General features: G+C 57.3%; 8 protein-coding genes. 4 read left to right on the top strand and 4 right to left on the bottom strand.

Annotated features, from left to right (window positions below; translation table 11 throughout):
• Positions 1–45: 45 nt before the first annotated feature.
• The 4 genes from AAIR21_RS15030 to AAIR21_RS15015 all read right to left on the bottom strand — a co-directional run bounded on the left by AAIR21_RS15030 (position 46) and on the right by AAIR21_RS15015 (position 9,248).
• Positions 46–1,212, bottom strand: coding sequence for a bifunctional tRNA (adenosine(37)-C2)-methyltransferase TrmG/ribosomal RNA large subunit methyltransferase RlmN (locus tag AAIR21_RS15030; RefSeq protein ID WP_014171168.1), 1,167 nt, complete (start codon positions 1,210–1,212; stop codon positions 46–48).
• A 169-nt stretch (positions 1,213–1,381) separates the two neighbouring features.
• A complete protein-coding gene (gene ndk / locus AAIR21_RS15025; RefSeq protein WP_003860625.1) occupies positions 1,382–1,813 on the bottom strand; it encodes a nucleoside-diphosphate kinase in 432 nt (143 codons plus the stop codon).
• 156 nt (positions 1,814–1,969) lie between these two features.
• The gene (pbpC, locus tag AAIR21_RS15020) at positions 1,970–4,294 is read right to left on the bottom strand and encodes a peptidoglycan glycosyltransferase PbpC (RefSeq protein WP_183516107.1); all 2,325 of its coding nucleotides are present in this window, start codon (positions 4,292–4,294) and stop codon (positions 1,970–1,972) included.
• Between the two features lies 1 nt (position 4,295).
• On the bottom strand, positions 4,296–9,248 hold the full coding sequence (locus AAIR21_RS15015; RefSeq protein ID WP_183516106.1) for an alpha-2-macroglobulin family protein: 4,953 nt from the start codon (positions 9,246–9,248) through the stop codon (positions 4,296–4,298).
• Positions 9,249–9,533: 285 nt separating this feature from the next.
• Here AAIR21_RS15015 and AAIR21_RS15010 point away from each other — a divergent pair, with 285 nt between their 5' ends.
• The 4 genes from AAIR21_RS15010 to AAIR21_RS14995 all read left to right on the top strand — a co-directional run bounded on the left by AAIR21_RS15010 (position 9,534) and on the right by AAIR21_RS14995 (position 14,167).
• Complete coding sequence (locus tag AAIR21_RS15010; protein ID WP_063924705.1) at positions 9,534–11,078, top strand: PTS transporter subunit EIIC; 1,545 nt, start codon at positions 9,534–9,536, stop codon at positions 11,076–11,078.
• 12 nt (positions 11,079–11,090) lie between these two features.
• Complete coding sequence (locus AAIR21_RS15005) at positions 11,091–12,458, top strand: 6-phospho-alpha-glucosidase (RefSeq protein ID WP_014171173.1); 1,368 nt, start codon at positions 11,091–11,093, stop codon at positions 12,456–12,458.
• 90 nt (positions 12,459–12,548) lie between these two features.
• Positions 12,549–13,397 (top strand): 3-mercaptopyruvate sulfurtransferase, encoded by an 849-nt coding sequence (sseA, locus tag AAIR21_RS15000; RefSeq protein ID WP_025203463.1) that lies wholly within the window; start codon positions 12,549–12,551, stop codon positions 13,395–13,397.
• On the top strand, positions 13,397–14,167 hold the full coding sequence (locus AAIR21_RS14995) for a MurR/RpiR family transcriptional regulator (RefSeq protein ID WP_014171175.1): 771 nt from the start codon (positions 13,397–13,399) through the stop codon (positions 14,165–14,167). Before sseA ends, AAIR21_RS14995 begins: the two co-directional genes overlap by 1 nt.
• Positions 14,168–14,178: the final 11 nt, after the last annotated feature.

Below are 14,178 nucleotides of genomic sequence, written 5' to 3'. Positions count from 1 at the left end.
GATTATGCTTCACGGCGCAAATAATGCGCCGTGAGTGCATAAGAATCAAACAGCTTTGACCGCAATCGTCTCGCCCTGCATGCGTTTACGCAGGGTACGTTTGGTACGGTCAATCACATCACCTGCCAGCTGTCCGCATGCAGCATCGATATCATCACCACGGGTTTTACGCACGATAGTGGTGAAACCATACTCCATCAGCACCTTGGAGAAACGGTCGATACGGCTGTTCGAGCTACGGCCATAAGGCGCGCCCGGGAACGGGTTCCATGGAATCAGGTTGATTTTGCACGGCGTATCTTTCAACAGTTCAGCCAGCTGATGCGCATGCTCGGTACCGTCGTTTACGTGATCGAGCATGACATACTCGATCGTCACGCGGCCCTGGTTCGCGTTGGATTTCTCCAGGTAGCGACGCACGGCGGCGAGGAAAGTTTCGATATTGTACTTTTTGTTGATGGGTACAATTTCGTCACGGATTTCGTCGTTCGGTGCATGCAGGGAGATCGCCAGCGCAACGTCAATCATGTCGCCCAGCTTGTCCAGTGCAGGCACTACGCCTGACGTCGACAGCGTTACGCGACGCTTGGACAGACCGAAGCCGAAGTCATCCAGCATGATTTCCATCGCCGGAACGACGTTGGTCAGGTTCAGCAGTGGCTCGCCCATGCCCATCATCACTACGTTGGTGATTGGACGGGTCCCGGTCACTTTCGCCGCACCGACGATTTTCGCCGCACGCCACACCTGGCCGATAATTTCAGACACGCGCAGGTTACGGTTGAATCCCTGCTGAGCGGTTGAGCAGAACTTGCACTCCAGCGCACAGCCCACCTGAGAGGAGACGCACAGCGTGGCGCGGTCTTCTTCCGGGATGTAGACGGTTTCAACGCGCTGATCGCCAACGGCAATCGCCCATTTGATGGTGCCATCGGCAGAGCGCTGCTCCTCCACCACTTCTGGTGCACGGATTTCAGCCACTTCTTTGAGCTTATTGCGCAGCACTTTGTTGATGTCAGTCATGTCATCAAAGTTGTCGCTGCAATAGTGGTACATCCATTTCATGACCTGATCGGCACGAAACGGCTTCTCGCCCATCTCTTTAAAGAACTCGCGCATCTGCTGACGGTTCAGATCCAGCAGGTTAATTTTTCCATTTTTATTTGGAACCGCAGGAATGGCGACTTCGGAGGTATTCACTAATTCAGACATAATTTTTTCCGGCCTCGTTGTTACACGTTATGGCCCATGGAGGGTTGAAAAGAAACGCCCCGGAAAGCAGTCTGCTCGTCCGGGGCGTTGCATTGTACAAAGTCTGGCGCAGGGATGCCACGTCTGCACGCGGCATTTACGAAAATAATGTGTAAACGAAACCGTTAAATTAACGGGTACGTGGACACACTTCGCCTTCAGCGAAGAAGAACGCGATTTCACGAGCGGCAGATTCAACAGAATCGGAACCGTGGGTGCCGTTCTCGGTGAAGCTGTCTGCATAGTCAGCGCGCAGGGTACCAGCCAGTGCGTTATCCGGGTTGGTCGCACCCAGCAGGTCACGGTGACGCTGTACTGCGTTTTCGCCTTCCAGTACGGATACAACGATCGGGCCAGAAGTCATGAACTCAACCAGACCGTCGAAGAATGGACGACCTTCGTGCTCAGCGTAGAAACCGCGAGCCTGCTCAACGGTCAGGTGCAGCATTTTGGTGCCAACGATTTTGAACCCTGCTGATTCAAAGCGAGCAAAGATGCTGCCAATAACGTTTTTTGCCACCGCGTTTGGTTTGATGATGGAAAAAGTACGTTCAATAGCCATGATAACCTCTGTAAATGTTCTGTTGTTTTTCATACCTGAGTATGGTGTGGCGCGGATTATAATGAGCAATAGCGCCATTGCCTATGGATTCAGGTAACATTTTTTTAAAATGAGACGAAGATTAGCAACAGCTCACAGCAGAACAGACGTTTAACGCTACTGCAGCGTGAAATTCACCGTCGCCACCTGCCCCGCTTCATCCATCACCAGCACCTGATAATCGCCTGATTTATCAAGCTGCAAGGTGTAAAACCGGCTCTTCACTGCCAGCGGTTCGCCATTCAAAAACCACCAGCGTTCACCGCTATTGCCGGTGGCCTGTAGCGGTAACGAGACGCGGGATTCCCCCGGCAGACGCTTGATAACCGCGCCTTCACGCACGCCAGTCAACATCAGCGGTGCAGGTGAGTCCTGCGACAAGGGCGGACAGGTAGCCGATGGCGAAGGGATCCGTGCTGAGCGCCGCTCGGCTGCAGGCAGCCAGGGTTCCAGCGGCAGCGGCCAGACATCCAGGTCCTTCTCGGTCGCATCCGGGCAGTCTGCCGCCACGCGTTTGCCCTCTTTATCCAGCCAGACCGGGAAACGGATCCCGCGAATACCTTCCTGTTCCGGTAAGAGCAACGTCGGCGGCTCGCTACCGTCCAGCAGCCAGGTCGCCAGGCGACGACGGCAATTTTCGCTCCCTTCCGGCAGCGACTGGCCGCCCGGCCAACAGATGACGCCGCGTCCCACAGCGTCAGGACGCGGGTCGCGTGGCAGACGCGCCTGATCGAGCGTTGAACCAGACTGCAGAACATTATTCACCTGGTTAAGCAGAGGTACCGCGCTCGCAAACCCAAACTGACCCGCCACAGGCGTGCCGTCCGGTCGTCCGGTCCAGATCCCAATAACGTAACGGGCATTCAGCCCTACCGCCCATGCGTCACGGTAGCCATAGCTGGTTCCCGTTTTCCATGCCAGAGGTACCACCTGCGGCAGCGCATTATCCGGCAGCGGCTGCGCCTCATTGGCCAGAATACGGCGAATGATCCACGCCGCCCCCTGGGATAACAACGGCCGCTCTGACAGGGGATCGCCTGGCTGTAAGCGCAGCCGGCCCGCTTTACCGTGTCGGGCGAACGCGCTATAGGCCGCGGTGATATCGGCCAGCCGCGCCCCTGCCCCGCCCAGGATCAGCGATAAATTCGGCTGTGCGCCAGCAGGTAAAATCAGCGGCAAACCTGCATTACTCAACATCGCAGCAAAACGTTTTGGTCCGTATGCCTCGAGCACCTGCACGGCGGGCAGATTAAGGGAACGTACCAGCGCTTCACTCATACTCACCGGCCCATGGAATCCACTGTCGAAATTACCCGGGCGATAATCCCCCGTTTTTCTTGGAACATCCTGGAGCAGCGATGCCGGGTGGATCAAACCGTCGTCCAGCGCCATACCGTAGATAAAGGGCTTGAGCACCGATCCCGGCGATCGGATCGCATTCACCATATCCACATGGCTAAACCGGGTGTCATCGTTAATGTCGACCGATCCCACCCAGCCACGCACTTTCATATCCGTGTGATCGACGACGATCATTGCCAGCGAACTGCGTGCCGGCAGGCGGGATTTCCAGTTCATCGCCAGTTCTTCAAGCTGCCGCTGCAGGGACGCATCTAAGGTAGTCACAATTTTAGTATCGCGACTTTTACTGAGCATCATGCGCGAAAAGAGCGGTGCCAGCTGCGGCATTTGCCGGGGCGCCAGCCATACCGCTTCTTCACGAGACTCCTTAACCTGGCTTGCCGGCCAGACGCCCTGCGTCACCATCCGGTCGAGCACTTTGTTGCGTGCCGCTTCTGCACGTTCCGGCCAGCGGTCAGGACGCAACCGGCTTGGCGCCTGCGGCAATACGGCGAGCAGCGCCGCTTCGGAATAGCTGAGCTGCGAAGGTGGTTTGCCGAGATAGGTCCAGCTTGCCGCACCAATCCCCTGCAGCGTACCGCCAAATGGGGCGCGGTTAAGATAAAGCGTGAGGATGTCGCGCTTAGAGAGGTGCCACTCAAGCTGCATGGCTCGCCAGAGCTGACGAATTTTGCCACCAAAAGTGCGCGGATGCGGATCCAGCAGGCGCGCCACCTGCATAGTGAGCGTGCTGCCGCCTGAGACAACCCTCCCGGAGGTAAGATCCTGCCAGGCGGCGCGCAGCACAGAGAACGGATTCACGCCTGGATGGTCCCAGAACCAGCGATCTTCATACTGGATCAAGGCTTCAAGATAGCGGGGAGAAACCTCTTCGAGAGTGACCGGATAGCGCCAGATCCCTTCGCTGTCGGCAAAACGCCAGAGCGGTGTGCCTTTTTCGTCCACCACCACCCGTGCGGGGTTGACCTCTTTCAGAGGCAACGGCCACAGTCGATCAGCGGCCAGGATCAGCCCCCATAAAACGAGAAGCGCTCCCGCCAGCCACAGCCAGCGGGAGCGTATCAGACGTACAAGCCGCATATTACGGTACAACAATCAGCGGGCCACTGGCCGCACCTGTTGCCCGCCACTGCGGAACATACATGGACTCCACCATCGGGACCGGCACCTCATAGGTTCCCGGCGTCACGGCGCGCGCCAGATAAACCAGCGTGACCGGCTGCCCTTCGTTAACCGGCACCGCCGCCACAAAGCGATCGTCGCGGAATTCCATATGCTGAATATCCGCCTGCTGCATCTGACTGAGCAGGTTCTGCACTTCGCTGCCGCTGTCCTGCAGGCTGGCGCTGCTGCTCGCCAGGTTCTGGTTTTCCAGTTCCAGTCCCGCCGGGAGGAGATCGACAACCAGCGCATCCGGCACGTTCTGGCTGGCCTTCACTTCAAGCCATACCAGCACCAGCTCGCCGCTCTTCAGTGACGTGAGCGACTTTGTGCTGCCGTCGGTTGCCAGAATATGGCGCTCAATCTGCAGCACGTTAGACGATGGCTGAGGTGCAGATGCCGGATAACCGGTGCTATCAAGGCGTACCCACAGCGGTGTGCTACCGGTATTTGTCACCTGCAGCGCGCCAAGCTGGTCGCCGTTCACGTTCTGTACCAGGGCTTTATCACCGCCTGATGCAGTATCCGCCAGAGACGTTTGCGCCTGCCATGCGCCGGATAAAGTTTGCAGCGAGCGTCCGGCCAGGAACAGGGCGTTACTCTCCTGGGTCGAGAGCCAGCGCTGGCTGAAAGCTTGTTCCGACAAGGCGTTCAACAGCGTATTTTGCGCATCCGGCAGAAGCTTGTACTCCTCAAGCAGAGAGAGCATCAGCGCATTATCACGAAGCGCACTGCCATAATCGGCCATCCAGTTTTTGCTGTCGTTACGCGGCGTTTTGATGGCCAGACCCAGTGCCTGCTGGCTGCGCGGTGCGTCGCCCATCAATTTTAGCGCCATCCCCAGCTGCATCAGCGGCAGCCCGGAAGCGGCCTGTCCGTGACGTTCCCAGATTTCACGCAACGCACCAAGCGGGGCCTTTTGCTGGCGAGCCAGCACCAGCGCGGCATAGGCCTGCACCGCAAATTTACTGGCCTGGGTATCATCGCTGTAGCGGATGGACATCATACCCGGGTCCTGCAGGTAACGCAGCAAGCGGCTGTTGGCGTTGTTAACCGCCTCAGCAGGCACGCTGTAGCCCTGCTCGCCTGCACGAACCAGGAAGTCAGTGACATAGGCGGTGAGCCAGTACTCCTCCGGACCGTTTTTATCCCAAAGCGCGAAACCTCCGTCATCACGCTGCATCTGCAGCAGACGGGAGATCCCGATATCAATGGCCGCACGGCGCTTGTCATCCGTATCCCCTTTGATGCCAAGCGCGGTCAACTGCGCCGCGTTGGTGTAGAGCGACGGGAACAGACCACTGGTGGTTTGCTCCAGACAGCCATACGGGTATGCCTGCAGCTCACGAATATAGCGCGCCAGATTCAGAGGCGGTTTCCCGCTCAGCAGCAATTGTCCCTGTAGCGTGGCAGGAGAGAAGCCATTAAGGTGCTGCGCCGGTGCACTCCACGACTCACCAGGATTCAGCATGGCACCGGTGTTAACGGTCTGCGCCGGGAATGCCGGACGAACGCCGATTTTCCAGCTCTTCTGTTGTGCAGCGAAAGTCTCGCCCGGCAGCTGCAGGCCGGTCACCTGAGCGGTCACTTCACCATCACCGTAGCCATCCAGCGCACGTACCGGGATAAACAGGGTGCTGCGCGCGCCCGGCGGTAACTTCACGGGCTGCGGCTGTGCGCCCTCAAGCGACAGCTTGCCGGTAGCGGTAAAAGCAACGTTCAGCGTTTGCGGCTGGTCCGTCAGGTTGGTCACATCCAGCGTCAGGCGTGAGGTATCGCCACTTGCCAGGAAGCGCGGCGTGTTCAGTTCGGTAATGATTGGGGCGGCGACAATCACTTTACCTTCGCTGCTGCCGAAATCATCTTCCGTCCAGGCCTGCGCCATCAGACGCAGCTCGCCGTTGAAGTCTCCAATGGGCAGCGTCACGGTCCCTTCACCGTTAGCATCGAGCTCGACCGGCTGCGCCTGCTGGGCAATGATAGTCACGTGGTTCACCGGTGGTTTACCGCCGCGCTTAAGCTCATCGCCGTCACCACCAAAGCGCAGCGCAGCCATGCGGCCCTGCCCTTCAATGACCTGACCGTAAATATCGTAGATATCCGCGCCGTAGCGCTTCTGACCGAAGAACGCTTCCCACGGATCCGGGGTAACGTAATCGGTGATGTTCAACACGCCGCTGTCCACTGCCGAGATCAGCACATTCACTTTCTGCGGAACGACGCCTTCTTTGACGCTGGCCTTCACCTTCACGGACAGCGTCTGGTTTGGCCGCATTTTCTGCGGATTTTCCAGCGCGACATTCAGGCGGCGATTCTCATCGCCCATCGGCAGATGCAGTAACCCGACGGCACGTTTCGGCGTCGCTGATTTGGATTTATCGCCAGGGCGTACCACCAGCGTGCTGAGATAGAGATCGTGACGTTTCCAGGCCTTATCCACCGGGATTGAGAGATCGAGCCCGTTGGCCGGTACGTCGATCTCTTTCCACCACAGCGGCCCTTCGCTGGACTCGATCATCGCATAGCCTTTACCCGCCGCCGGAGCAGCGATATGCAGCTGGATGGTATCTCCCGGCTGATAGGAAGGCTTGTCCAGTTTCATGGTCACACGGTCAGGGCGAGCGGCTCCGGTGCCGTCGCTATTATCCTGCCAGCTGTAGCCGGCCCAGAAGCGCACGCTGCTGACCATGTCGTCCGGCGCTTTGACCTCCAGACGGTACGAGCCCCACTCCACCGGGAAGGTCACTTTACCGGTTTCATCGGCCTTAAGGGTCAGCGCCTGCTCGCCCTCCACCAGGTCTTTCTGATCAAACTGTGACTGCCAGCCATCGCTCTCTGACCAGTTCCAGTAGTAGTCACGGCGCTCACGGATCAGGCGAACCTGTAACCCGGAAACCGCCTTTTTTGCCCCGCTGGCATCGGCATAGACGATATCAAAGCTGGCATTGCCGTTTTCATCCACGATCGGCTGGTTGACGGTAGTGTCAGTGCGATAGTCATAAACGGCCTTACTGGCAAACTGAGGACGGATACCCGGCAGCTCGGCCGCCGGCCAGATGGCCTGCTCAGCACGGCGCGTCACCGGGCGACCGCCCGATTCCAGAAGGCTGGCCTGCAGGATCAGTTGCAGCGGTGAATGCGCCTCTTTCCACTGGCTTTCGGTCGAGACCTGTCCGCGCCCCTGTTCATCAAGGGTTAGCTGAACTTCATCCAGGCTGCGGCTCAGGTTCTCTTCGGCGATATCACCGAACTGGAAGCCCGGCAGTGCAGCGACGGCTTCGCGCAGCGGTCGCAGGAAAAGCTGGCCTTGCAGGGAATTTCCGTTGGCAGGTGCGCCATACAGGTAATAACCCGCAATGTTAAAGTCGACGTTATCCTCGGTGGAAACCGGCGCTTTTTGTCCCGTCAGATTAAGCGCCATACGCTCCGGCATAAAATCTTCAACGTGGAAATCCCACAGGCGCTGTTGGTTATCGCCGGTATTGGCGCGGATATGCCACATACCTGTCTGCGCCCCGCCGTCCAGGGAATAATTGAAGCGATAGAGGCCGTTCTCAGGCTGGATGACAACCGTACGCGCCACCTGTCCGTCCGGGCGCATTACGTCGAGTTTAACCGGCTGGGCAGGAAGCGGTTTACCGTCGCTGTCGCGCAGCAAACCATTGAGGATCACCGTTTCGCCAGGGCGATAGAGATCGCGCGGGCCAAACATAAAGAATTGCTTGCTGTAGCCAGGGCTACCTGCGATATCAAACTCCGCCAGATCGAGGGCCGGAAGCTTGAGGTCAAGCAGCGTGGTCTGCCCGTCTTTACTGGCCAGAATCAGCGCGGCTTCTTTGTCAGTCTCAAGTTTTGCGTGGCCGTCAGCATCGCTGTTCGCTTCGGCAAGCGTCTGCCCTTTATCATTCAACAGGGTGACGGTAACGCCGGATTGCGCCGCGCCATCTTCCAGGCTCTGGGTGAAAATATCCAGACGGTTATGATAACGGTGAGCGGACAACCCAATATCACTTAAGGTAAAGAGCGTCGCGGCATTGCTGTAGTTATAGTGCCCGGCCTGATTCATGACCGCGATGTACACGCCTGACTGCTGGAGCGGCTTAATATCCCGCAGCGGCAACAGCAGTTTTTCACGGGTGTTGCGTGCCGGATTGAGGTCAAACCGGCCGGTATACACCAGGTCCGCCATTTTGAGCAGATTATCGGACTCCCAGTTGGTCAGGGAGTTACGGTACTCCCACTGGCTGACAAAGGAGGCCAGGGATTCAGGCTTCACGCGGTAGAAATTCACGTCAACATTGTTGACGTTGAGCGCCATTACCGGCAGACCTTCCACCACCTTGCCCGGCAGCAGTGAACCACGGCTGGCAAAACCGACCGTCGGTTCAACATCCCGGGTAGTCAGGGCTTTTTCGTAATCGATACCAAATGTCGCTTTGTTCAGCGCCTGCAGATCACGTTCAACGGTGACAACCAGATTGCGGTTGGGTTCCAGATGGCGCAGGCGTAGCTCTTTCAGGTTAGGTGCGAGTTCCCACGCCCCGTCAACCTTGCCGCTTTTTTTATCCACCACATGCACTGTTTTGGCGAAATCCTGATCGGGATTAAGCGGAACAGAGAAGGTCAGGACCAGCGTGGCCGCGCCATCAAGCTGCACCTCTGAAGTATCCAGCAGGGTGAGCGCTTTGCCCTGACTCTGTGCGGCCAGCGTTGCCAGCTTTTCAGCGTCCGGCTTTTCCGGTGCTTTCGGTGTCGTTGCTGTGGATGCTGCGGGAGCCGCAGCCTGAGAGTTATCGTCGCTGTTATCACAGCCGACAAGCGAAAATGTGGTAAGCAGCGCGAGAGAAATCGCGGCTAAGCGAAACGGTGTCATCCTTTGTCCCTGGCCCATGGAGCCTGTTGGTCGTCTTCCGGATAAGTATTATCCGCAAGTTTCATTAATACAAAAAGTCTAATTTTAGAATCTGGAAAGCACCTCGCAGAGCGACGACGCCTTTACTCAGGCACTGCTATGCCGATCACAGTCGCAAACGTCACATGTTACCTTTTACGTCATTTGTTTTTAAAACAAGAAGATAGCTGGATTACCTCGCCTTTAGCCTGCTAGCTTTAAGCTCAAGACGCACCCCGAGTGCGCGGTTCACTAAGAGAGACAGTCATGAAACGAGCCGTGAACGCCCTACAAAATTTCGGAAAATCGTTGTACGGACCGGTACTTATCTTACCGATCGTCGGTCTGTTTATCGCATTCGGTAACGTCCTGGGGAACGGTAACCTCGCAGAGTATGTGCCGTTTCTCGGCCATCCGCTGATTCAGCATATTGGTCAGCTTATCGCGAAATCGGCCGTGTCAGTTCTGGTTAACCTGGCGCTGGTGTTTGCCGTCGGGATACCGATTGGCCTGGCCACGCGTGATAAAGGCTATGCGGCCCTGATCGGCCTGGTGACCTTCGTTGTTTTCATTAACGCGATGAACGTTACGCTGCAGCTCCAGGGCGAACTGGCTCCCGCTGACCAGATGAAAGCCGCCGGGCAAAGTATGGTGCTGGGCGTGCAGGTGCTGGAGATGGGCGTTTTCGCCGGGATCCTGACCGGGGCGCTGTCCGGATACTTGTACAACAAGTACTCCGGCGTACAGTTTAACGGCGCGATGGCCATCTATTCCGGCCACTGTTTCGTCGCCATCGTCATGCTTCCTGTCTCAATGCTGCTCGGCGTCGTGATGAGCGAACTGTGGCCATTTGCCCAGCATGGCATCAGCGCACTGGCGCTGGCGATCAAAGGTTCCGGGCCTTTTGGGGTGGCCATTTACGGCTTCCTGGAACGCATTCTGGTGCCGACCGGCCTGCATCATCTGGTCTATACCCCCTTCCTGTATACCGAACTTGGGGGGACGCAAGAGGTATGCGGCACGGTTTATCAGGGCGCACGCAATATCTATTTCGCCGAAATGGCTTGTCCGGAAGTGAAGCAGTTGAGCAGCACGGTAGTGTGGGACGCGCGCGGCATCAGCAAAATGTTTGGCCTGCCCGCGGCGGCGCTGGCGATGTACATGACCGCCAGGCCGGAGCGCAAAGCGGCAGCCAAAGCCATCCTGATCCCGGCAGCGTTAACCTCTTTGCTGGTGGGCGTTACCGAGCCGATTGAGTTTTCATTCCTGTTCGTCGCTCCGCTGCTGTTTGTGGTACATGCGGTGCTGACCGGCATCGGCATGATGCTTTTCTCCCTGTTCGGTGTTCATGCCATCGGCGCTAACGGAATTATCGATTTTATTCTTTATAACCTGCCGCTCGGCACGGAGAAGTCCAACTGGCCGATGTACATCGTGGTCGGGCTCATCATGTTCGCGCTCTATTTTGTGGTGTTCCGCTTCCTGATCCTGCGCTTCAACATGAAGACGCCGGGACGCGAGGATGACGATCAGGAGACGCGCCTGTACAGCAAACAGGAGTATCAGGCGAAGGGGAACAATGACGGGCTGGGTGAATCCATCGTGGTGGGACTGGGAGGCCGGGAAAACATTGAGGTAGTGGATAACTGCTACACCCGCTTACGCGTCACGGTGAAGGATGTCTCCATCATCGACGAGCCGCGCCTGAAAGCGACCGGCGCGAAAGGGATTATCAAACAAGGTAACAACGTTCAGGTGGTCTACGGGCTGCATGTCAAAAAAATGCGAGAAGCCGTTGAGACGTTTCTCTGAGAGGAGCTAAAGATGTTTACACCCCCTTTTATTCTGTCGATTGCCGGTGGCGGCAGCACCTATACGCCAGGTATCGTGAAAAGCCTGATGGTACGCCTGCAGGACTTCCCGCTGGCCGAGATTCGCCTCTACGATATCGACGAAGCACGCCAGAACACCATTGCACCGGTGGTGGAGAAGGTCATTCGCGACCATAGCCAGAGCATTACCTTCACCGTGACCACAGACCCGGAAGTCGCGTTCAGCGGGGCGCACTTTGTCTTCGCCCAGATGCGTGTCGGCCAGTACAGGATGCGTGAGCAGGATGAGAAGATCCCGCTACGCCACGGCGTGGTGGGCCAGGAAACCTGCGGTCCTGGCGGGCTGGCTTACGGCCTGCGCACGATCCTGCCGATGGTCGAGCTGATCGATCTGGTGGATCGCTACGCGCATGAAAAAGCCTGGATCGTGAACTATTCCAACCCGGCAGCGATTGTTGCGGAAGGGGTGCGCCGCCTGAGACCGGACGCCCGCGTGCTTAATATCTGCGATATGCCAGTGGCGGCGATGCGTAACATGGGGGCCATTTTGGGTGTGGACCGCCACAAGCTGGAGGTGGACTACTTTGGTCTGAACCACTTCGGCTGGTTTACCCGCGTGCGGGTGGACGGCGAGGACAAGCTGCCGGAACTGCGTCGGCATATCGCGAGGTTCGGCCTGCTGACGGAAGATGCGGCCAAAACCGATCCGCAGCACTCGGATCCGTCGTGGGTGAAAACCTGGCGCAACATCAAGCCCATCATGGATAACTTCCCGGAATATCTGCCAAACCCCTATCTGCAGTACTACCTGATGCCAAACCAGATTGTGGAGCATCAGAACCCGGACTATACCCGCGCGAACGAAGTGATGAACGGGCGTGAGAAAAAGCTGTTTGCCGCCGCAGAAGAGTATAAGCGTACCGGGATTTTACCGGATGCCTTCCACGTGGGCGTCCACGGCGAGTTTATTGTCGATGTCGCCTGCTCGCTGGCATTTAACCTGCGTCAGCGTCATCTGGTAATGGTGGAAAACCGCGGGGCGATAACCAATCTGCCGTACGACGCGGTGGTGGAAGTCCCGGCCTACATCACCTCTGAAGGGCCAGAGCCTATCCGCGTGGGTCGGGTCCCGCTGTTCCATCAGACGCTGCTACAGCAGCAGCTCGCCTCTGAACAGCTGCTGGTGGAAGCGACCATTGAAGGCAGCTACGAAAAAGCGCTGCAGGCGTTCACCCTGAACCGTACCGTGCCTACCATGGAGCACGCAAAAGCGATTCTCGATGACATGATTGACGCCAACCGTGACTACTGGCCTGCGCTGCAAAAAGCCTGGCAGAACGGTGAAGCGGTGAAAAAATAGGGTCGTGCTCGCGAGTTGAACGTGGTTTGCTTGTCGGTGTCAGAAAAAACACCGACAATCCTTTTTTACGGAAAAGAATGGAGGCAACCCATGTCCACCTCATATTTTGTCGCCGCCGACTGGCTGATTGAGCACGGTGACGATCCGGAAGTACAGATTATTGACGCGCGTATGGCACCTGCCGGGCAGGAACACCTTCGCGATATGGTCGCAGAATACCGCGCAGGGCATTTGCCGGGCGCGGTATTTTTTGATATTGAAGCCCTGTCCGACCATAACTCCCCTCTCCCGCACATGCTGCCGCGCCCGGAAGCGTTCTCCGTGGCGATGCGCGAACTTGGCGTTAATCGTGACAAACACCTCGTGGTTTACGATGAAGGTAACCTCTTCTCCGCACCGCGCGCCTGGTGGATGCTGAAAAACTTTGGCGTGGAGAAAGTCTCAATTCTGGCAGGCGGCCTCGCGGGCTGGAAGCGTGATGAACTGCCATTGCAGCAAGGCGACGTGACGCTGCCGGAAGGCGAGTTCGACGCGACGTTTGATGCGCATCAGGTAAAACGTCTGACCGACGTGCTGGTGGTCAGCCATGAAAAAACGGCGCAAATTGTCGATGCCCGCCCTGCAGCGCGCTTTAACGCCCAGGCGGATGAACCGCGTCCGGGGCTGAAGCGCGGCCATATTCCCGGCGCGTTGAATGTGCCGTGGGGCGATCTGGTGTTTGAAGGTGAATTAAAAACGACCGATGAGCTGCGCGCCATTTTTGATCGTCAGGGCGTGGATTTGCATCGTCCCATTATTGCCAGTTGCGGGTCCGGCGTCACGGCCTGCGTGGTGATTCTGGCGCTCGCCACACTCGGTGTAAACGATGTGACGCTCTATGATGGCGCCTGGAGTGAATGGGGTGCACGAGACGATTTGCCCGTTGAACCGGCCAAATAATGGATAACCGTCTGGCCACGCTGTTAACGCGCGGGGCGTCACTGACCCGCGCGGAATATCGCGTGCTGGCCCACCTCACAGAGCATCCTCTGCTGGTGGGCAATATTACGGTGCGCGAACTGGCGCAGGCGACGTTCGTCTCAACCGCTACCATTATGCGTCTGTGTCAGAAATTAGGCTTCAGCGGTTTTAGCGAATTTATCTGGCACTGCAAACAGCTGTTAACCGAGACGCCGTATATCGCCGCGCAGGCACAACAGCGCCCCGAACTGCCGGCGCTTTTCAGTCAATTTATCGCGAACTATCAGCAAACCTTTCAGTGGGTAACGCAGGAGAAGCGCGCGCAATTTTCGACGTTACTGCGCCAGAAAGAGAGCTTCTTTCTTTATGGCGCCGGCTTCTCTTATCTCTTCGCCGAGTACCTCACCAAGAAATTGCAGGTGCTGGGTAAAACGGCGTTTATTTCCGGGCCGGGCGATAGCCGAAACATTTTCCTCAGCAACGCTGCGCGGTATCAGGTGTTTATCGCCGTCTCACGCAGCGGTGAAACCGAACAGGTGCTGGATAAAGCGCGGATCGCGAAAAACGTGGGGATGACGGTCGTGGCTTTTACGCGCGCTTCGGCCAATACGCTGGCGGGAATGGCAGATTTGCACTTTGCTTTATATGACGAGGCGGTACATTACGCCGCAGAAGCCGCTGGCGTAACGTCGTTTGAGTCGAATCTGGTCCTGCTAATGGATTTACTGCTGCTGGAAGCGACGGGGTGAAAAATCACCCC

It is taken from the genome of Enterobacter sp. PTB (assembly GCF_051130085.1).
In the GTDB taxonomy this organism is placed as follows: domain Bacteria; phylum Pseudomonadota; class Gammaproteobacteria; order Enterobacterales; family Enterobacteriaceae; genus Enterobacter; species Enterobacter ludwigii.
Note: the sequence above shows the minus strand (reverse complement) of the source record. Positions and strands in the feature narration are given on the sequence as shown.